Source organism: Verrucomicrobia bacterium CG1_02_43_26 (assembly GCA_001872735.1).
GTDB lineage: Bacteria > Verrucomicrobiota > Verrucomicrobiia > Opitutales > CG1-02-43-26 > CG1-02-43-26.
This window is the reverse complement of sequence record MNWT01000018.1, coordinates 1-20,755: the sequence shown is the minus strand read 5'-3', so window position 1 is coordinate 20,755 and position 20,755 is coordinate 1. Positions and strand designations below refer to the sequence as shown.

Annotated in this window: 14 protein-coding genes, 1 tRNA gene and 1 pseudogene; 9 read left to right on the top strand and 7 right to left on the bottom strand. The window is 42.5% G+C overall.

Annotation, left to right across the window (positions count from 1 at the left end; translation table 11 throughout):
- Positions 1-118: 118 nt before the first annotated feature.
- Entirely contained in the window at positions 119-1,651 is a 1,533-nt protein-coding gene (locus AUJ82_06825) for a ribonuclease Y (GenBank protein OIO59146.1), read from the bottom strand.
- 177 nt (positions 1,652-1,828) lie between these two features.
- Between AUJ82_06825 and AUJ82_06820 the strand changes: the two genes are divergently transcribed.
- Both AUJ82_06820 and AUJ82_06815 read left to right on the top strand, forming a co-directional pair.
- Positions 1,829-1,900 (top strand) — tRNA-Lys (locus tag AUJ82_06820).
- An 86-nt stretch (positions 1,901-1,986) separates the two neighbouring features.
- Entirely contained in the window at positions 1,987-2,541 is a 555-nt protein-coding gene (locus AUJ82_06815; protein OIO59145.1) for a hypothetical protein, read from the top strand.
- A 65-nt stretch (positions 2,542-2,606) separates the two neighbouring features.
- On the opposite strand, the gene AUJ82_06810 is transcribed toward AUJ82_06815, so the two are convergent.
- Entirely contained in the window at positions 2,607-4,490 is a 1,884-nt protein-coding gene (locus AUJ82_06810; GenBank protein ID OIO59144.1) for a S9 family peptidase, read from the bottom strand.
- 155 nt (positions 4,491-4,645) lie between these two features.
- Here AUJ82_06810 and AUJ82_06805 point away from each other — a divergent pair, with 155 nt between their 5' ends.
- On the top strand, positions 4,646-5,155 hold the full coding sequence (locus tag AUJ82_06805) for a hypothetical protein (GenBank protein ID OIO59143.1): 510 nt from the start codon (positions 4,646-4,648) through the stop codon (positions 5,153-5,155).
- 113 nt (positions 5,156-5,268) lie between these two features.
- On the top strand, positions 5,269-5,802 hold the full coding sequence (locus AUJ82_06800) for a peptide-methionine (S)-S-oxide reductase (GenBank protein ID OIO59142.1): 534 nt from the start codon (positions 5,269-5,271) through the stop codon (positions 5,800-5,802).
- Between the two features lie 15 nt (positions 5,803-5,817).
- On the opposite strand, the gene AUJ82_06795 is transcribed toward AUJ82_06800, so the two are convergent.
- The 5 genes from AUJ82_06795 to AUJ82_06775 form a co-directional block, all read right to left on the bottom strand.
- Positions 5,818-7,176, bottom strand: a complete 1,359-nt coding sequence (locus AUJ82_06795; protein ID OIO59141.1) for a hypothetical protein — start codon at positions 7,174-7,176, stop codon at positions 5,818-5,820.
- The gene (locus AUJ82_06790) at positions 7,173-8,195 is read right to left on the bottom strand and encodes a hypothetical protein (protein ID OIO59140.1); all 1,023 of its coding nucleotides are present in this window, start codon (positions 8,193-8,195) and stop codon (positions 7,173-7,175) included. The genes AUJ82_06795 and AUJ82_06790 overlap by 4 nt, the downstream gene beginning before the upstream one ends.
- 6 nt (positions 8,196-8,201) lie before the next feature.
- The gene (locus tag AUJ82_06785; GenBank protein OIO59139.1) at positions 8,202-9,758 is read right to left on the bottom strand and encodes a GTP cyclohydrolase; all 1,557 of its coding nucleotides are present in this window, start codon (positions 9,756-9,758) and stop codon (positions 8,202-8,204) included.
- Between the two features lie 218 nt (positions 9,759-9,976).
- On the bottom strand, positions 9,977-12,325 hold the full coding sequence (locus AUJ82_06780; protein ID OIO59138.1) for a hypothetical protein: 2,349 nt from the start codon (positions 12,323-12,325) through the stop codon (positions 9,977-9,979).
- A 501-nt stretch (positions 12,326-12,826) separates the two neighbouring features.
- Positions 12,827-15,553 (bottom strand): valine--tRNA ligase, encoded by a 2,727-nt coding sequence (locus tag AUJ82_06775; GenBank protein OIO59137.1) that lies wholly within the window; start codon positions 15,551-15,553, stop codon positions 12,827-12,829.
- 236 nt (positions 15,554-15,789) lie between these two features.
- Here AUJ82_06775 and AUJ82_06770 point away from each other — a divergent pair, with 236 nt between their 5' ends.
- The 5 genes and pseudogenes from AUJ82_06770 to AUJ82_06750 all read left to right on the top strand — a co-directional run bounded on the left by AUJ82_06770 (position 15,790) and on the right by AUJ82_06750 (position 20,755).
- Positions 15,790-16,863: a spermidine/putrescine ABC transporter ATP-binding protein gene (locus AUJ82_06770; protein ID OIO59136.1), complete on the top strand. Its 1,074-nt coding sequence runs from the start codon at positions 15,790-15,792 to the stop codon at positions 16,861-16,863.
- Between the two features lie 8 nt (positions 16,864-16,871).
- Positions 16,872-18,506: a hypothetical protein gene (locus tag AUJ82_06765; protein OIO59135.1), complete on the top strand. Its 1,635-nt coding sequence runs from the start codon at positions 16,872-16,874 to the stop codon at positions 18,504-18,506.
- Between the two features lie 96 nt (positions 18,507-18,602).
- A complete protein-coding gene (locus AUJ82_06760) occupies positions 18,603-19,079 on the top strand; it encodes a hypothetical protein (protein ID OIO59134.1) in 477 nt (158 codons plus the stop codon).
- Positions 19,076-19,888: a polyphosphate kinase gene (locus AUJ82_06755; GenBank protein ID OIO59133.1), complete on the top strand. Its 813-nt coding sequence runs from the start codon at positions 19,076-19,078 to the stop codon at positions 19,886-19,888. The genes AUJ82_06760 and AUJ82_06755 overlap by 4 nt, the downstream gene beginning before the upstream one ends.
- Before the next feature lie 122 nt (positions 19,889-20,010).
- A pseudogene (locus tag AUJ82_06750) lies at positions 20,011-20,755 on the top strand (hypothetical protein).

Below are 20,755 nucleotides of genomic sequence, written 5' to 3'. Positions count from 1 at the left end.
GGGGAATACCGAAGGGCCATATTGTCTTTCTGAACGACTCATTGTTATTACTGTTGGTTAACGGGATTTATTAAATTAAAGAGAATTATTATAAAAAATAAATAATAATTACTCAACGTTATATGTCGGACTGTTTTGCGGTTTCTGTAAAGCGTTGCTCTCGAATAACCGTTACCTTGACGTTTCCCGGGTAATCTACATCCTTTTCAATCTTTTGCTTAATGCGCCATGCAAGGCGTTTTGCTTCCAAATCATCATATTTATTAGGAGACACAATAACGCGAACTTCCCTACCCGCTTGCACGGCATAGACATCGGATATCCCTTCGAAAGAGCGTGCAACGTCTTCTAAACCTCTTATCCGTTGTACGTAACCGGATATACATTCAGAACGTGCACCGGGCCGTTTGGCCGAAATTGCATCAGCAAGCATGAGTAATGGCGCGTAAACACTTTCTGGCGGGACTTCCTCGTGGTGAGCCGCAACGGCATTGATTACTGTCTGGTCTTCACCATATTTTTTGAGCAACTTAGCTGCTGCAATGGCATGGCTGCCTTCTAAATCCTGTGGCATCGCTTTTCCTATATCGTGAAAAAGACCACAGCGTTTTGCTATTTTAGGATCCAATCCTATTTCGGATGCCATCATAGACATCAAAAAGGCAACCTCTACGGAGTGTTCCAGTGTATTTTGGTTATTAGATAAACGGTAATTCAGCTTACCCAGCAAGGAAACGACTTCTTGCTGTACATTTGTTAGATTAAGACGATCGATCGCTTTTTGCCCCAAATGAAGTACATTGTCCTGCATTTCTATGTCAGCACGCGTCACTGCTTCTTCAATACTAGCAGGGTGAATTCGGCCGTCTTTGATTAAATTTTCCAGTGCGATACGTGCCACATCCCGCTTCACGGGGTCAAACGAGGACACCATGACAGTTTCCGGTGTTTCGTCAATCAGAAGCGTTGTTCCTGTCACCGTTTCAAATGCTTTAATATTGCGACCTTCCCTGCCAATTAGCCTGCCCTTCATATCATCACTCGGCAGCTTTACTGTGGCTGCGGTGATGTCAGTAGAGGGCATACCGGATAGCCGTTGCATGCAATCAATGATGATACGCTGGGCTTCACTCCGTAATTCGTCATCTGAGCGTTGCAATATACTGTTGCGCAGGATACGCAATTCTTCCTCGCATTCATCACGTAGCTCTTCTTTGAGAAGTTTCTTAGCTTCCCCTTCAGACATGTGCGTGATGTGAAGAAGCCGCTTTCGGCAAAGCTGCCTCAGGTTTTCTAGATTATATTTCTTGCGCTTGGCCTCCGCGTCCATTCGCTCAACATTGATCATCTTCTCCTCTAGGAATTGTTGCTTAGACTCTAAACGCTTCTGGTGCTCTCTGATTTCGAGTTCTTTGAGATCAAGCTCGTGCTTTCTTTTATCCGATGCTTGCTCAGCAACTACTCTTTCCTTTTGAAAAACTTGAAATTCTTTAGACTGATTTTCCTGAGAGGCAAGTCTTGCTTCTCTTTCGGCAGCCCTAACCAGCTCTTGCGTCTTACTGTTGTGAAAGGCTAACCAGCGCCTTGCAATCAACCAACACACCAGCGCAGCCAATATGCTGCCGCTTATAAATGCGCCTAAGATCTGCAACTGGAAACTCATCAATGAATTCTATTTATCCCTATATTATAATATTCTTTGGTCCTCGTCAGCAATAGAGTATATTTATTCAAAAACTCTTCCAGCCTATTTTTTATTTTTGAAAAAAAATGCATTAAGCGTTGACAATTTAAATAATTTTATAATAGTCTTCTCAACATCAATTGAGGGTTGGTAGCTCAATGGTAGAGCAGTGGCCTTTTAAGCCATTGGTTGGGGGTTCGAGCCCCCCCCAACCCACTTTCATTAAGATCTTCTTCTTAAACTAAAAAATCAAATTTTATGGCTTGCGATGATGCAACTTCATTCCTAGTCTTGCTTTTGCCATGATGCGAAAACATTTTTTAATCCCTATAGTAGTTGTACTTGCCTTCTTGGCGGGTTGTAAAGATAAACCCAATCCACAGCCGAATGATACTGTGCTTGGCTCAACAAGCGAACGCCCGGATTTCATTAACGGTGCGGATGCCTATTCCCAAGGACTGTATGCGCGTGACCGTGCGTTCACAGATGCTTACGAACAGGGCGTGATGAATAATCCTGAAAACATAATTGCTTCTGTGTACTTCGGCTTTGACCGCTCTAGTATCCCAGAGATCGAACGTGTTAAGGTTGATGAAGTCGCCGAGCGTCTGTGGTCAGATCCTAATGCTAAACTACTCATCGTTGGCCGTTGTGACTGGAGGGGCACCTACGAGTATAACCAAGCTCTTGGCGATCGTCGTGCCACAAGCGTAGAAGATTATTTAAAAGCTAAAGGCGTAGACGAATCTAAAATCAAGATCCTTTCAAAGGGTTCAATAGATGCGGTTGTGGATGGCACTCCTGAGCAAACCAGAAGAGACCGCCGTTCGGATGTCTTTATCATCAAAGAAAGTTAATCCAACAATTTTCATTATAGACAAAAAAGCTTTCTCAAAATCGGGAAGCTTTTTTTGTGCCTAGTTTAGTTGCGTTTTAAATGCTTCTCTAAAAATGATTCCAGTTTTCTATAAAAATCAAACCGGTTTTCTTCTTTAACAAAGCCATGCCCTTCGTCTTCTTTCAGTAAATACTCAACAGGGAGATTACGTTCTTTTAATGCAGCAACGATTTGATCAGACTCCTGTTGCTTCACACGTGGGTCATTCGCGCCTTGTGCAATAAGTAAGGGTACTTTGATTTCTTCCACATGAAAAAGGGGCGAAACTTCTTCTAACAGCTTTTTATCCGCAATAGGATCACCTACCTGTTCATACATTTGCTTTAACAAGGGTTCCCAATAAGGGGGAAAGGAGGCTAATAGAGTAAATAGATTCGAGGGCCCGACATAACTCACCCCACAAGCATACAGGTTCGGCGTAAAGGTAACGCCGGCAAGCGCGGCATAGCCACCATAAGACGCGCCATAAATTGCAATTCGTGTAGGATCCGCCACGCCTTGTGCGATCAGCCATTGGACACCATCGGTGATATCGTCTTGCATCGCTTTTCCCCACTCTTTAAACCCAGCTTCCCAAAAAGATCGCCCATACCCGGTCGAACCACGGTAATTAATTTGCAAAACGCCATAACCGCGATTTGCTAGAAACTGTGCTTCTGGATCATAGCTCCAGTAATCCCTTGCCCACGGCCCACCATGCGGAATCACCACAATTGGCAAATCTTTAGGCTCAAGACCCTTTGGCAGTGTCAGATAACCGTGTATGGTTAACCGGTCACGTGATCTGTATTCCACTGGTCTCATTTCAGCCATGTTGCCCTCATCCAGCCAGGAGGAAACATCTGCCAGTTTTTTTACCTTCTTTCCTTTTGTATAATAAAGGTAATAGGCTCCGCGGGTTTTATCACTAAAAGTGCGCAAGATGAACATGTCTTCATCTTTGTTTTGGCTTACAATCCTTGTTTCCAATCCGGGGAATTGCTTGTCAAAATCCGCAAACATGCGCTTCGTTTTTTCGTCAAAGAAGATGTAATGCAGTTTATCTGTTACATAAGAAACAGCTACTAGTTTCTTATATTTGTCTGAGAGCATAATGTTATAGACATCCACGTCTGGATTCTCATAAATCACTTTCTCTTCCTTCCCTGTATTAGGGTCAACAACCACAACCGCAGACTTATCCCGCCCTATATTTGAATTAGCATAAATTTTTTTATTGTCATACGTAAATGCCAGTGGCTCGAAGGACTCTTTAAAATTTGTTTTTATAACGGGTTTAAAAGGTTCATTTTCCGTTTCCCTATAGAGGAAGATTTGATCCACGCCATCAGTGGCTAAGGCAGCTCTTACTTTACCGTTATGATCTGTCACCCAAGTCATCACATCACCCGGATTTTCCGCGACAAGCCGAAGTTCTCCCGTGTTCACATTGACTTGGTAAGCATCAAAAATACTTTTATCCCGCACATTTAGCCCTACCAAAACATGCTCGCTGTCCTTCTGTAAATCATCAATAAAAACAGCCTTCACACCGGGAAAGGGGGTTAAATCCCGTTTCCCATCCCCATTAACATCAATCACAAACATATGGTCATTTTCATCACCACCATTATCTTCAAAATAGACTAGCTTAGCATTATTAGCCCAATAATAACGCATGATGTCCCGATCACTCTTAAAGGTAATCTGGCTGGGGTTCCCATTTGTCTTTTCAACAAATATATTCAACCGGCTTTCCCATGGGGCAAGAAAGGAAACATATCTCCCGTTATAGGATATCTGATACCCTGTCTTCTCCGGATTTCGAAAAAAGTCCTCCATCGGAACAAGTTTCGCAGCTTCTCCTGAAACGGATACCAGGGGAAGGGAAATGAATGAAAAGAGGAACAGGGATAACAACCTTTGCATGCAGGTAAGATTAAAGACTTAACGCGTGTAAGTAAATCGTTGTTTTCGGTAAAGAAGATTCTTTCGTAAAAATTACACAAAAATATTGACATTGCTAATGATTAACTGTTTAATTTGTCTTAAATTTTAATCAAAGTTAAATAAGTAATTCAAATATGAAAAATATGAACAAAGTAAAAACGATTATATTCTCACTATTAACACTCATGGGTGTAAACGCAGGTTATGCTGATACTTCCATTTATACTATACCACAGAGCATTGCTTGCTTTACGCAATATGGTGTAACTGCTAAAGAATTATCTGAGGAGACTGCAGGCGTAAGCGTTATGCAAGGCGAAGTTGCTTCTATGATAAGCGGTTTGCGCAATATGGGTGGCCATCAGGATTTAATCACCCGCTTGTCCGAAGTTGCGGTAATGCTGTCTAACTACAAAGCGAAGCTATTGAACAACACCGTTTGTGATAAAACTCAATTTATAAATCTTATGACGGAATCTATTGCCGCTGGGGATAAATTCTTACCTTTATTAAATGATATGAAAAATAGATTTTCAAGTTTTCAAACTAGCGATGATAAAGAAAATCTTAATAATTTTATCCATGCCTTGGCAGCAAAATTAGCTGAAGACAAGGAATTACTTGCAAAGGCCAAAGCTCTCTAATAAAATTATTTTATTTCTACAATTTACAAAACCCAAAAGCAGCTTTTCTAGGCTGCTTTTTTTGTTACCAAAAGAATCGCAAAACTCCCAACATCTCCCTTAGAATAGCATCCATGCAAAACCCCCAATCCTCAAAAGCCTACTTCGCCGGCGGTTGCTTCTGGTGCATTGAAGCCGCGTTTGATCAACCCTCCACAGCGGGCATCTTAAAAGTCACGTCAGGATACATGGGCGGACATGTGAAAAATCCCACATACGAGCAAGTTTGTACCGGAAAAACGGGGCACTACGAAGTCGTGGAAATTTCCTATGATCCCGGTAAAATCCTTTATAACGATTTACTCGAAACCTTTTGGCATAACATCGATCCTTCAGACAATGCTGGCCAGTTTGCAGATCGGGGTTCTCAATATCTAACCGCCATTTTTTATTGTGATGAGGATCAAAAGCATATCGCCGAAGAATCCAAAGCGCTCATTACTGCACGTTTAGGGCTCCCTATTGTCACGGATATCCTCCCTGCTTCAGAATTCTATCCTGCAGAGGACTACCACCAGCGTTATTACAAGACAAATCCTACTCGTTATACCGCTTATAAAGAAGGAAGCGGCCGCCCCGTTTGTTTACGGCGTATCTGGGGTAAATAAAAGTCTTGGCATTGCCTAAATATCAAAAATTCGCATCACAAGGTTGATAACTGCTTTTTGCATAATAATGATGATTCTGTCGCCTGACAACAATACATCATGTGCCAACGGTACCCTCACTTCATACTTGTGTTGGAGGGCGATGATCACAGCACCCGGAGGTAATCCAATGCTTTTAACGGTTTTTCCGGCACAAGGACTGTCGGTAGATATAACAATTTCATAAGAAATAATCATTCCCCCAGGAAGAGTCGCCAATTCCATGTAGGGTTTGGTGGAAAGATATCTATTAAGCTCTTTAACGGTGGCAACTCGAGGGGAAACCGCCTTTTCCACTTTCAGAACATCTCTCAAGTCATCGAGCAAATTTTCATAATCTGTTCTATTAACGACTAACTGCGTGTGCTTCGTACCCAGCTTTTTAGCCTGCAAACAGGTCATGATGTTGTCTTCATCGTCCTTAGAGCAGGCGATAAAAAAATCACTTTCTCCCACATTTTCTTCTTCCATCAACCGTAGCGAAGTTGCATCTCCGTTGATAACTGTGATGTCCGGGAACCGTTCTGCGATACTGCGGCACTGTTTGACATTTTTTTCTATAATGCGTACACGGAAGCGCTGCGGGTTAAGCATGCGAGCGAGGCAAATAGCCGTTTCTGTCCCTCCAAAAATCGTTATATATACGGAGCTATGTGTGGCATCCGGGTTTATTTTTGGGACGAGTTTGGCAAGCTCATCCGTAGGCCCCATCATCGTGATCGTTTTTCCAGCTTCTAGTTTTGAGCTCGCATTAGGAACAACAAACTCCTCTTTGTCTTGAATATAAGCAATTCGTATCCCTTTAGGAAAGTTCAATGTCTGCAAATCCTTATTCAGCAATTTAGAGTTCGCGGAAACTTCTACTTGTTGCACTTCTATAGCCCCTTTCGCAAAATGCTCAACAATCATCCGCCCCGGGTTACGTATGATTTTTGCCAATTCCAGGGCACACAAAGCTTCCGGGTTAATTAAATAATCGATCCCGAAATGTAACTGGTAGTTAATATACGAGTTATCCATGTACGTCTGGTCATGTATCCGCGCAAGCGTGCATTTAGCTCCAAGGGATTTTCCTAACGAGGAGCCTACCAGATTTGTTAAATCATCACTGGTCATAGCCAAGCAAAAATCACATTCGTTAATGCCCGCTTTAATAAGCATTTGAGAAGAGGCACCATTTCCGACAAGGGCGCGTGCGTTAAAGGATTCTTCAAGCGATTGCACAACCGTATCATCGCTGTCAATAACAGTCACTTCATGGCCCTCAGAGCTCAACATGCCGGCAAGATAAGTACCCACTTCGCCCGCGCCAATGATGACAATTTTATAGCTCATATGCCATGTATTTCATAAAGAGGTTTATCCAGCCCAAAAGCAGGCCAGTTTCGCTGGTTTATTTTAAGTATGGAAAGGCCTTGTGAAACCATATTGTTTAATAACATCTCGTACTCTAAAATGCTCCAAGGTGGAGGAAGTTTAGCTATATAGGAAATCGTAGGGCAACCAAAAGGCTCTATTATTTTCTTGGCTCTTTCCGCAATTTCAATCTGCCAGGCATCATCTTGTAAAAATAAAAAGACGTGCTTGGGGTTGATGAAAAGCTCCTGAAGCGTCCCATGGCAAAGGCTTAGTAAATCAATAAACGAGGGGTGAGGCACAAACAGCCCTTCCAGGAATTTGTACGGCAGGTTATACCCATACTCCGGAAGCGAATCCGTTCCGATTAAGACACAGCCCCTTTCCCTAAGAGCAATAAAATCTTCTTTGCTAAACGGAATGGGTTCGTTGTTAACCTCAGCAATCGTATTCAATATCTGCTGTGTCAAAAACTCCGGGAGCGTGTGGTTTATAAACGCGTTGGAGATATATTGTATAATGGCAACATACCCACATAATGGCCCTACGATCCGTATCAGGATATCGTATTCATCCTCCATGGGAAAGTAAAAGAGGGACCATTTCTCTTCTTTGAGATCTTTTATAATATCTTTATTCCTCGATGCCGTGAACAAGAGTCTGTCTTTAAAATAGATACCTTTGCTGATAGCAATGTGAGTGTTCGGTGAAATTCCTTGGCTGATCACTACCAGCGTGCTTTCTATATGTTGCAGGCTTTGAGAAAGGGATACAAATGAGCTCAGGGGCCAAAACTCTGCTGTTCCCGACGTAAATTGGTTTATACAATAAACAAAAAATCTCGCTTGAGCTTCGGAGCTCCCCACACCCGTTACGATAAAATGGCAACATTCCGGCTCGCGTACCGGAGGAACTGTTGCCAGCAACATTTCTTGCACGTATTGGAGGGATAACTCCAAACGCTTGCGGAATAATTCATGTCCAAAAGGATCGCTCATGTGCTATTAAAAATTTTCAAGGAAGATCCATTTATCTACCTGTATCTTATGTGAGTTTAAAGCTTCCGCGTATTCGGGTTTCTTGACAAGGCTGTCCGGCGAATTCATCACCATCTGTACATGGTTACTCGGGATATGTTCTTTTAATAATGTGATAGCTGCTTCATAGTCACGGTTATCATACCCCACGCCCAGTTTTTGGTAGGATTCATCCGTATTATGGCTAAGGCCTTTTTCAATCAACATCAAATCTTCCGCATACGCACCAAAGCCCGCACCCCTGCCATCATTATACAATAATACAATCGCCCCTACTCCGTGTTGTACAATTGCCTTTACCGTCGCTTTAAATTTGTCTCGATTATCCGTGTCTACAAGCGGAAAACGGTTAAAGATGGATTCGCTTTGTATCCGCACTATCGGTATATCATACGGCTCTGCGTTGCCATAAGTGAGCACTACATAATCTTCGCAGCTTACAATATCAAAATAAACATGTACGCGAAACCAATACGGCAGGTGGGTAAGATCGCCTAACGGATCCCCTTGATGTTCCTTTTTCCAATGAGTTAAATTATCGCGGTGTATCTTAATTGAAAACCGCCTGTCTTGTAACTTTTGGTGCGAAAGAATCAACGGGGGTTGATTGTGCATCAGGACATCAGGCGAATGAGTGCCGAAACATTGCTTGAACTCCGTTTCAGACAAAATTATTTCATCTTCTACTGGCAATACCGGCAAAAAATAACTCGAAACATATATAAATCGCTGCGCGTTCTGCACGGCATGTGGCTTAAATGGGATCACTTGCGCGGGTAACTTGATCCGGGTAACTTCTTGCTCCTGAGGGCTTGTTAGCATATGGCCCGCTTCCATCTTAGAGGTAAGATAAGCTAGATTATACGGGGTTGGCGTAATTTCTAATCGCTCAGAACGAATGATATTCACCTCTAAATCTTTCAAGATATTTACCTTGTCCGGATTATTCGTTAGCAATATAAACTTCGGATCAATTCCCAAAAGTTGGCAAATTGGCTTCACATTGCGATATTGCCGATAATCGCGTTTTAGCCCTAGCAAGCGATACGCTTCAAAGGTGGAAATCTCGTCATTACTCGCTTGTACAAGCATTCGATCCCTGGATTTCGCAATGTATCCTACGCCTCTACCCTCTTGCATTAAATAGAAAAGGATGCCCGCCCCAGAGGCAGCGATTCTTTGCAATGCGCCTTCAAGTTGCTGCGCGCAGTCACAATCACACGCTCTTAATGTTTCCCCGGTAACACACGAAGAGTGTATTCGAGTAAAAATTTCATTTTCAGAGCGTATATCACCATAGGCTAATGCGATTACGTAGCCTTTATGAATGATGTCCTGGAAAATATGCGCGGTGAAATTGCCCATCTTCATTTTAACATCGCAGGTAGCAATGTATAAAGTGGTGCTATAGATCGCGCGATCACGCATCGCATGATCTTCATTTATATAAAAAGCTTCACTCGTAAAGCGCTGTAGAATAGCTCTTACTTCAGGCGAGACATTGGGAAACGCTTCCTTGGGCATACTTCTTTACTATAAACCCTTTGTCCTCGTAAAAGCAACTTTAATCAGGGCGCGCACTTGAGACTATTGATGCAAATCTACGGCAATGCTTCCTGCCAAGTGTTTTATCATTTTTCAGTATCGATTTTTTAATTACAAAAAAATTAACTTACGTTTAGGCGGAATAACGACCTGTAATTGAGTTGCCTCTCTGCAATCAGAGAGGCATTCTCTGTGAGTTAAACTACTATTTCGTGGCCACTAAATGGTTTAAAGGCGTTTTCAGGAACAAGGCTTACTCCGCTATTTTTTGTGATCTTGATTATTTTATTTATTGCATGGAAATCAATCTCGACAGGTTCAGGGTAATTCATGATGCCTATTTCTTGAATTTTCTTCTTAATCACTTTCACTTTTTCTTTAGTGACGGTTTCCTGAACTTCTTCATACGTCTTCGTCTCCTGAATCACTTTTTCTTCAATAGGAGTCTTGCCGGTTTCTTGAACTTCTTCATTCGTCTTCTTTTCAGACAACCCGTTGTATAAGCTTTCGAGAACCCCTAAGCCAGCTCCTCCAAGCAATGCTACGATACGAGAGATGGTATCAATTTCCTCAACTTTATCTTTTGTTTCAGTCGAAGCTCCAGCCATATCAATTATTGGGCTAACCACAAATGATAAGTTCTTAACATATCCACGCAAGTTACTCGCATTTTCGTAGAGTTTTGTGGTTTCAATTCCAAACAAACTATTGATCCATTCATTCCCTGCTAAAAGGTTTAAACGCCAGTTCTTGATCGTGCCAGCAGTTGTGCCTTGCTCACTGTAGTAACGGGATATATCATAAAGCTTGTTAGGATCGATTTTTTTTGAGTCGATCTCAATATCTTTAAGATCTGTTTTATCTAATCCCCCGTTTGCTACGATGCGTGCTTGGCATTCCTCGGTAAGCCATGCCTTCTTTGCTTCTTCAGTAAATCCACTGCTTTTAACAAGCCATTCAATAAAGCCTTTGTCTTCTACAATCTCTTTCTTGAGTACTTCGATTTCTTTCTGATTATCAATCAAATGGCCGATAACCCCACCTACGCCCAAGCCGATTATTAAGCCTATTAAACCACCTGCCGGACCACCTGCAAGGGTGCCTAAAAATGCACCGGCGGCACCTAATATATACGCTGTGTCCATTACGGAGCTACCAAAATTTGGTAATAAAAGGGCTCTTAGTTCGTCTATAGCAACGTCATTGCCAACCTTTTGGTACAACCAGCTTACGTACATGTCAACTTTCTTGAACACACCTGTATAGCTCTTATCATCCATCAATTCTTTCCAAGCCTCATCGCTGTACTTATCTTTATGTTGAGCACGAAAGTCCTCAATGGAGCCGACGATGAAACCCAACATTAATCCACAAAAACCACCAATAGCTGCCCCGGCAGCCGCACCGGCGGGACCACCCGTCACAGCTCCAATTGCCCCACCGATCGCACCTCCCACGAAAAAATCTGTTATCGCATGGGAGGCTGCGCTGGCAAAGGCGTTCGGCGCAATAATATTCATTAGTGCAGACATGTTCATTTCCTTATTTAAATACTGAACAAAGTAGTCCAACCCAAGGCGAAATTGCTTTAGCATACCTGCGGGAGTCCATTTATTCTTAAGCGTGTCCCACTCTTCCTTTTTGTACTCTTTATGCTCTGCAGTAAAATCTTCAGGGATCCCCTTTAATACTCCGATGAGAGTGCCAACCATTAACCCAATGGTGGCTCCTGTTGCCATGCCGGCAGGGCCAGCAGTTACCAGGCCAATAAAAGCTCCTATTGTAGAACCGATTATGCCAAAAGTCGCACCGTTCTTAATTGTTTTTTGCAACAAGTTTGGCATAAGTATGGACTGAAGATCGCTCAACCCGTATGAGCAAAATACATCAACAAAACGCACCAAATTATAGCGGAATTTTGTGATCGAACCTGCTTCCTCGTTTACAAACTTCTGTGATTCACTGTAAGATGGCGTACTTTTAATTGCTTCGATAACGCTTTTTGCGTTCTCTAAATTAATTTCCTTTATTTCTCCTAAGGCGCATTTGTCCGTTTCACCTGTTAGATATCCTTGAAGCTCTTTATATAAATCATTTATATAAGAATAATCCTTGCCGGCTTTCTCGCTATTAAGTTCAGTCTCTATTTCTTGCGTAAGATAACAGATACGGAACTTTTTATAAACATCGGACTCTTTAAATTTATTATGTTCTTCTTTATGGTCTAATACTATTTTAGACAATAAAACAGGGATTCCAGTAATTACTTTAAAAATGATTACAGGAGCCTTAACGACACAGTTAAAGAGCCCACTTAAGGCTTTTGCGACCTGAAGTGATGGTTTAATGCCACCAATGCTTTCTTTGAAATTATTAGGGGCTATGAGCGACTTGAGATCTCCCCAGCCCGCCTCTTTAACATCAGTTAAAACCTTTACTGTACGCTTCTTGAAGGTGCCAATTTTTTCACTAGCATATCCGCGTATCGTGCTTTTGAAATCGTGCTTATCTTCTGTACGGATTCTGTTATGTGAAATGTTTCCCATGAGGTTGTTATTAATGTTTAATCTTACTTATAATGTAATTAGATGATATTTTTGGACAAATGTCAATATTATAGTGACTTTATTGTGTTTGTTTTTAATAACAAATCGGGTTTTATTTCACTTTATTGCGTTAATATTTGATTCTCGATAACTCAATTATCTGCTCTTTTCCTTACTTTTTTAAAGCCCTAACAATAACTTCCTTAAATTGTCCTGACTTTTGAGGGCTTATTGATCGCTTCAGTTGTTCCTTTTAGGCCAAAAGCTCAATCACTTCAGATCAATCTCGAATTCTGAGTTTATCCCCAGTTAAAAAATACTGCTCGCATGATCACTTAAAAACCAAGAGTTTGTTCCAGGTGAAACAAACCCTTGGTTTTAGTGCTAGGAAATCAAGCGAAAATAGCCAGTTTATGTCTATTTCGATTCTAATTCGCGATCAATTCATAGGTAATTGATTATATAAAACAAGGAATAAATTGCTAGAATACAGGAGATATCTCACTTCATTGCCGTTAGTAATCGTTTTAACTCATCGCGTTTGGCTTTATTCTCTTCTAACTGATGCTTTGCGCCTGCTACAATCTGCTCTGGAGCCTTACTCGTGAACGATTCACTCATAAGCTTAGCTTCACTGGAAGATATCAGCTTATTAAGCTTTTCTATCTCTTTATGGAGGCGCTCTTTCTCGGCATCTGTATCAATGGATGAAGAAATATCTAAGTAAAGGGTTCCTAATGGTGTTACCACAGCAGGCATTCCTTCAATCTCACTATTAATCGATATCTCAGAAGCGCCAACGAGCTTTTTAAGCTTCTCTAGTTGCCCCTGGATAGCTTTCTTTTCCAATTCAGCCTTGGGCACAATATAGAGATGGACATCTTTCTTTGAAGCCAACTGATATTGCGCTTTTAGCGAACGGGCGCTGGTTACAAATTCCCGTATCATATCAACTTCAGCAATCGCAGTCCCTATAAGCTCTATACCATACCCATTGAGTACTTCCCTTAATTTCAAGCTATCATCGGTTGGGCAAGTCTCAATAAACTCTCTATCAGTAGAGTAGCCGAGGTCATGCCATAGCTCCTCAGTAATAAAAGGGGCAAACGGGTGCAGTATCAGTAAAACCTCTCTAATGATCATGTCTTGCACGGCAAGGCAATTATTCTTCGTCATGGAATCTTGCATGCGCGCCTTAGATACCTCTAAATACCAGTCGCAGAAGTCTCCCCAGAAGAATGAATATAGTGATTGCGTTGCTACGCTAAATGAAAACTGGTCTAGCCCATTGTGGACATCCTGTATCGTCTTACACAAGCGGCCTAGAATCGCATGGTCATCTTCATCAAAAAGAGCTGGCTCTATCCGCTTCACAATCGCTTCCAGACTACTATTATCCGCCATTTCACCCGACATCTGACGGAACCGACAGGCATTCCAAAGCTTGTTGCAGAAGTTACGTCCCTGGTGGACCCGTTCCTCACTGAAGGTCACGTCCTGCCCTTGAGGAGCAATACTCATGATCCCAAACCTGAGGCCGTCTGCACCATATTTCTCAATGAGATCAATTGGGTCAGGCGAGTTCCCAAGGCTCTTGGACATCTTTCGTCCCTGCTGATCCCTTATAATACCGGTAAAGTAGACGTTATCAAACGGGATCCTCGCCTTAATCTCTTCATCCGTCAAGGTCTCCTTCTCCGGCCCCATAAACTCCATAGCCGCAATAATCATGCGAGCTACCCAGAAGAATATGATATCTGGACCGGTCACCAGGGTAGACGTTGGGTAGAAATACTTTAAACCACGGGTCTTCATCTCGTCTTCATTCGGCCAGCCCAATGTAGCAAAGGGCCATAACCAAGAGGATGCCCATGTATCGAGCACATCTTCATCCTGCTCCCAGTTCTCTAAGTCCGCAGGCCCTTCCACTGAAACATGCCAGTTGGCAGGATCCTTACGATCCGCTCCTTTCCTGTACCAGACAGGGATGCGGTGCCCCCACCAGAGCTGCCTGCTAATACACCAGTCCTGTATATTCTCTAACCAATGCAAATAAGTCTTTGTCCAACGCTCCGGCCAAAACTTGATCCAACCCTCTCTCACAGCCTTCTTTGACTCTTCAATCTTCGGATATTTCAAGAACCATTGCTCAGAAATCCTAGGTTCAATCGGTACATCCGCCCGCTCAGAATAGCCTACGTTATTATCATAGTCTTCTGTACGAATAAGTGCCCCTATTTCCTCAAGCCGCTGGGCAGCCAGCTTTCTAGCCTTAAAGCGATCCATTCCCTTAAACTCCTCACCCGCATGCTCATTTAAAGTGCCATCTGGGTTCAGAATGTCTATAATAGGCAAATTGTGGCGCAAGCCTATCTCGAAATCTGTTTTATCGTGTGCTGGAGTGACTTTCAAAGCACCTGTACCAAACTCAGGCACAACGGCATCATCTGCAATAATCTTGATTTTAGCTCTATTTAAGGGTCTCCAGACCTCTTTCCCAACAATTCCCTTATAGCGCTCATCCTCCGGATGCACCGCAATGGCAGTATCCCCCATAATCGTTTCCGGGCGTGTTGTGGCAATGTCCATAAATTTGCCTGGTTCGTCCACAAACTCATAACGCACATGGTATAAACTGCTTTTTTGCACCTTCATATTCACTTCCTCATCAGAAAGTGCTGTAAGGCTTGCTGGGCACCAGTTGACCATCCGCTTTCCCCTGTATATATAACCCCGCTTATAAAGCGCTACAAAAGCCGTTAAAACAGCTTGGCTATAATCATCATCCAAAGTATGCACACAACGATCCCAATCACAAGAAGCTCCTAATCGTTTCAATTGCTCAATAATGACGCCGCCATGGGTGTCTCTCCATTCCTTGGCTCGCTCAAGAAAGGCCTCACGACCCAATTCCTGCCGCGTTTTACCTTCTTTTTGAAGTGACTTCTCCACACGCGTCTGCGTTGCAATGCCCGCATGATCTGTCCCTGGAAGCCACAATGCCTCCTTCTTTTGCTGCCGTGCCCTGCGAATAAGAATATCTTGTATCGTATTATTCAAGACGTGTCCCATGGTCAACATACCCGTCACATTAGGCGGGGGGATCATAATGCAATACGACTGTTTTTGCTGATCCGGTTTTGCTGCAAAAGCCTTTCCTTCTAACCAGGCTTTATACCACTTTTTTTCGACCTCCACAGGCTCGTAGACTTTTGAAATTTCAGACATATTATTTACGTTAACTTGCTAATTATAAGGAAATTGCAGATATTTCCGCTTTGAAAGGTCAGCACTATAGCATTTTCAAACCCAGAATTCAACCACTCCCTACCTAATTTTTTACTCTTAAGGAGTTACTGAGTAAACAAGGGAGCTTTGGGCCATTTCAATAAAACTTAATAAATATGCTCGTAATCAGTTTTGATTTTTGTCAATCTAATCGTACTCTCACGTAGAAAAGATTCATGATAGAAGTTACTGTTGAGCAACTCGTTAAAAAATTTGGTTCTGCTGTTGCTTTAAAAGGCATTCAGTTCAAGGTGAATCCTGGCGAAATATTCTTTCTGCTGGGGCCAAGTGGATGTGGTAAAACGACGTTATTAAGGACGATAGCCGGGTTTTACACACCGGATTCGGGCAAGATTTTGTTTGATAATGAGGATGTTTCGAAGCTTCCTCCGCACAAGCGTAAGACGGGGATGGTATTTCAGAGTTATGCGCTGTGGCCGAATATGACCGTTTGGGAGAATGTGGCATTTGGATTGGAGCAGCTAAAAGTGTCCAAAGAAGAATTAAAGACACGGGTGGACGAGGCGTTGGAGTCTGTTGAAATGACACCCTATCGTGACCGCAAGCCGGCCCAACTTTCCGGTGGGCAGCAGCAGCGAGTGGCACTTGCGAGAGCCTTGGTTGTGAGGCCGAGATGTTTGTTGATGGACGAGCCGTTATCTAACCTCGACGCGCGCTTACGTTATTACATGCGATTGGAGATCCACCGGATCTGTAAAGAGTATGGGTTGACGACTATTTATGTGACCCACGACCAGAAAGAGGCCCTTTCTATTGCAGACAAGATTGCGGTATTGAGCCATGGTGAGATACAACAGATAGGGACGCCAAGCGAAGTTTACAAGAGACCAATCAACCGGTTTGTGGCTGACTTTATAGGTGCGACGAATATCCTTGAAGGCGATTTTTCCGGAATGGAAGACGATGGGTACGCAACAGTGAGAACACCGATTGGAAAGCTAAAAGGCGTGATTGCTGAAGAAGGCTTTGTGCCCGAAAAGAAAAGTCGGGTATATGTATCTATTCGCCCAGAGTGCTTTGTATTGAGTGATAAGCCCACTGAAGTGAATTCATTGGAAGGCAATATTGGGCGAGCGACTTATTATGGTGAAGTAGCGCACTATCGCTTTTTGACGCAAAGCAATCGCTTGAAAATATCTGAATTAAACCCGATGCATTTGGGGGACATGGAACGTGAGGGCTTGTATGCTTCTGTTTCACCCGATGATGTTGTTATTTTAAGAGATTAATAAGGACAATGAAGCAGAATATCATCATTCTCCTTTTGATCATTATCGTAGTAGGTTTGCCCTTTTTGTTTAGAAAAGAGGACGTTAAGCCGGTTGATGAATCAGGCGAGCGACTTATTATTATTACCCCGCATAATGAAGCGGTGCGGCATGAGTTTGGCTTGGGCTTTCAGGAGTGGTATTTTCAAAAAACGGGGAAGAAGATTTTCATCGATTGGAGAGATCTCGGTGGCGGTAAAGAAGTCATCAAGTTTATCAGTACGACTTATGAAAACGCATTTAAGAATTACTGGCAAAATACGCTGAATAAGGAATGGAACGATAAAGTAAAGTTAGCCTATAATAAGCTAAACGTGGATGCGGATTATGCTCCGGGATCACTGGACGCTGAGGTACGGGATGCTTTGGTGAAATCTAATATTACCTGTGGAGTGGATGTTTTATTTGGTGGCGGGCGATTGGAGATATCCCTGTTGGCCGGCAAAGGACTATTTATTCATTCCGGTATATTGAATAAGCACCCGGAATGGTTTCAAAATGATATTATTCCCCAGCGCTTTGGTGGCAATTATTTTTGGGAACCTAGGGATCTTTGGTTTGGAACAGCACTGTCTGTTTTTGGTATTATTTTTAATAGAGACGCTTTGAAAGAATCAGGGATTACGAAAGAGCCAACTGCTTGGACGGATATAGCGGAGCCCGCGTATTTTGGAAATGTTGCCTTAGCGGACCCTACGATGAGTAGCTCTGTATCAACGGCCATGGAGATGATTTTGCAGCAGCAGATGAATGAAGCGCGAAAAGCGTTAGATGCCGCGGGTTATCCGGATAATGAAGAGACGCAAATGCTTGCGGTGAATGAAGGTTGGCTAAAAGGGATGCAAGTGATCCAGCTGATTTGCGCGAATGCTCGTTATTTTACGGATTCCTCCGCAAAGCCGGTGTTGGATGTGGCTTCAGGGAATTGTGCCGTGGGGATAGCGATTGATTATTATGGGTTATCCCATGAAGAGAATTTAAGACAACGCTCTGGCGAAGAACGATTTGGTTTTTCAATGCCCAAGGGAGGATCTGTGGTAGACCCGGATCCGATAGCGATGTTACGAGGTGCCCCCCACCCTGATCGAGCATTGGCGTTTATTGAGTATGTGCTTTCGCTGGAAGGGCAAAAGAAATGGGCGTTTAAATTAAATACCCCCGGTGGGGCGGATCGATATGCGTTAAGACGCTCTCCTATTCGTAAGGATTTGTATGATGAGAAGTATTTAAAGTATCGTTCGGATCCGGATTTGAATTTTTACCGCGATGGTGGGGATTTTGTATATAACCCGGAATGGACAGCGCCGTATGCGCGAGAATTTCGCTTGATTATCAAGTCTGCTTTTATAGATCCACACCAAGAGTTACTGACTGCTTGGGCTGCTATTATAGCGGCTGAAAAGCGCGGGGATACGGAAGCGGCTAAAAAAGCCTTGAAAAAGATGCAAAACTTTTCATTAATTGGGTTTGACCAAGTTGCTGCTGAGATACATGACACTGTTCGTGAGGCGGATCCTCTAAAGTTGATACAACTCCGAAGAGAACTGACCAATCGTTTTGCACAGCAGTATCGAGAAGCGGCAAGAATCGCAAATAATCGTTAGACTACCTCAATGAAAATTACCTTTAAGACCAATCTGGAAGATCTGATTCGGTTCAATGTTTGTCATGTTTCCTCGACACCGAGCTTTCGTCGGAAAATGAAACGTACGCGCTTTCTGATACCGGTTGTGTATTCAATTGTGGGTGTAGGCGGGCTATTTGTTTTGCAACAATATTGGCCGGCTTGGGGAATTTTGATTGTGTTGGCGGGATTGTGGGGGTTGTTTTACCCTTATGTTGCTAAAGAGCAGGTACGCAAACAAGTTTCCAAGACTTTGAAAAATAGTGCGGAAATTGACACCGGTGAACAGGAAAATGAAGTGACAGTTTTGCCCCAGGGGATTAATTTAAGAACCGGGACAACGACCGGCTTTATTTCTTGGGAAAAAGTGCACCACGTTGTGAGTAATCAGGATTATATTTATATTTATTTGACGGCGAAGGAAGCCATCATCATTCCGAAAAACGGGATTGTGGAAGCCTGCGACTTTGATGTGCTTAAGCAGACCATTTGGGATCACCATAACGAGTTTCAATTGGAAGTGCTGGAAGGTGAGCCAAACAATGTGGTATGAGTTTAAGAAGGTTGTACAAGGCCCCGCATGGGCAAAAAAATATATTATCTGAGTATAACCCGGATGGTAACGTGAGGGTTAAGCTGGATGAAAAAGCAGCAAAAAAACAGTTTAATAAGCACGTAAAACAGATTACCCACCTACAGCGATTACTCTATGCCCAGCATAAGCAAAAGTTGTTGTTGATTTTTCAAGCCATGGATACGGGAGGGAAAGACGGTACGATACGAAACGTATTTAATGGCGTGGATCCCCACGGCATACGCGTGATTAGTTTTAAAGCACCAACCCAACAGGAATTAGATCGAGATTATTTGTGGCGCATTCATCAGCACGTTCCGGCTAAGGGGGAGATTGTAATCTTTAATCGCAGCCATTATGAAGATGTGGTGACGGTGGGTGCGCGGGCGTTACAACCGCAGGCTGTATGGGAGAAGCGTTATGACCATATTAATGACTTTGAGCGCATGTTAACAGATGAGGGCTGCACGATCTTGAAGTTTTTCTTGCATATTAGCCGTGACGAGCAAAAGATGCGTTTGAAATCAAGGTTAGATACGCCCAAGAAGCATTGGAAGTTTGAACAAGCTGATCTAGAAGCTAGGGAACTTTGGAATGAGTATCTTCACGGCTATAATGAGGCGATTGAAAAAACGTCTACCTCATGGGCGCCTTGGTATGTCATTCCCTCTAATAATAAATGGTTTAGGAACTGGCTGGTATCTGGCATTATTTTAGAGACTTTGACGCACTTAGATTTAGATTACCCCGAGTTGGACTTTGATCCTTCTATGATCGAGGTTCATTGAGGTAAAGATTTTGTTACTGTGGTACTGTTGTATTAATCATATACTATTTCCTTACTTTATGTATTTTTTTTATTGAAATCTATTTATTTTTCTTTTATTTTTACGTGAAAATAGAATTAATTATGAATACAGGAAAAATAATACCAAAAAATAAGTTAATTAAAGATGTCAAGGACTTGAATGAAGATAAAGTCCCTGGTAATATTGAAATTGGTGATAAGAAAAGGAAAAAATCGCCAGTCAATCACATTGTTATTCCTCTTAAGAAGAGAAATCTAAATAATTACATTATTGGTAACTATACAAGTAAGAAGGCAATTGATGACCTCGCTGATGCAAAAAAGTTGCTTGACGTAGAAAAGAGTAAAGAAAGTACTGATAAAGCTATAGATATTCTTACTGATCTTTGGAAAAATTGCGAGGATGAAAACGTTAAAAAAGAAGCCGGCTATCATTTAGCGAGATCTCATATAGAAGGGCTTGTAGCGAAACCAGACTCAACATTAGCACTTGAGATTGTATTTGAGTTAAAGAAGCAAAACAATCAAGAGGGTTATTTTTTATTGGGATTTTGTTATTTGAGAGGTACCTTTTTACAAAAAAATGAAACACAAGCATTTGAATGCTTTGCGGAGTCTGCAAACCAGGGTAATTCTGAAGGCCAGTTTCGATTGGGAGTTTGCTATCAATTAGGCATAGGAGTGGAGAAGTCTCTAGAGCAAGCGTTTAAGCTGTATGCGGAGTCTGCAAAGCAGGGTAATTCTAAAGGCCAGTGGCGATTGGGAGTTTGCTATCAATTAGGCATAGGAGTGGAAAAGGATCTAAAGAAAGCGTTTGCGATGTATGCGGAGTCTGCAAAGCAGGGTA

Bases quoted from the DNA above. Each gene is read 5' to 3' on its own strand.
- AUJ82_06815 (OIO59145.1), top strand. From the start codon at position 1,987: ATGATGCGAAAACATTTTTTAATCCCTATAGTAGTTGTACTTGCCTTC.
- AUJ82_06810 (OIO59144.1), bottom strand. From the start codon at position 4,490: ATGCAAAGGTTGTTATCCCTGTTCCTCTTTTCATTCATTTCCCTTCCC.
- AUJ82_06805 (OIO59143.1), top strand. From the start codon at position 4,646: ATGAAAAATATGAACAAAGTAAAAACGATTATATTCTCACTATTAACA.
- AUJ82_06800 (OIO59142.1), top strand. From the start codon at position 5,269: ATGCAAAACCCCCAATCCTCAAAAGCCTACTTCGCCGGCGGTTGCTTC.
- AUJ82_06795 (OIO59141.1), bottom strand. From the start codon at position 7,176: ATGAGCTATAAAATTGTCATCATTGGCGCGGGCGAAGTGGGTACTTAT.
- AUJ82_06790 (OIO59140.1), bottom strand. From the start codon at position 8,195: ATGAGCGATCCTTTTGGACATGAATTATTCCGCAAGCGTTTGGAGTTA.
- AUJ82_06785 (OIO59139.1), bottom strand. From the start codon at position 9,758: ATGCCCAAGGAAGCGTTTCCCAATGTCTCGCCTGAAGTAAGAGCTATT.
- AUJ82_06780 (OIO59138.1), bottom strand. From the start codon at position 12,325: ATGGGAAACATTTCACATAACAGAATCCGTACAGAAGATAAGCACGAT.
- AUJ82_06775 (OIO59137.1), bottom strand. From the start codon at position 15,553: ATGTCTGAAATTTCAAAAGTCTACGAGCCTGTGGAGGTCGAAAAAAAG.
- AUJ82_06770 (OIO59136.1), top strand. From the start codon at position 15,790: ATGATAGAAGTTACTGTTGAGCAACTCGTTAAAAAATTTGGTTCTGCT.
- AUJ82_06765 (OIO59135.1), top strand. From the start codon at position 16,872: ATGAAGCAGAATATCATCATTCTCCTTTTGATCATTATCGTAGTAGGT.
- AUJ82_06760 (OIO59134.1), top strand. From the start codon at position 18,603: ATGAAACGTACGCGCTTTCTGATACCGGTTGTGTATTCAATTGTGGGT.
- AUJ82_06755 (OIO59133.1), top strand. From the start codon at position 19,076: ATGAGTTTAAGAAGGTTGTACAAGGCCCCGCATGGGCAAAAAAATATA.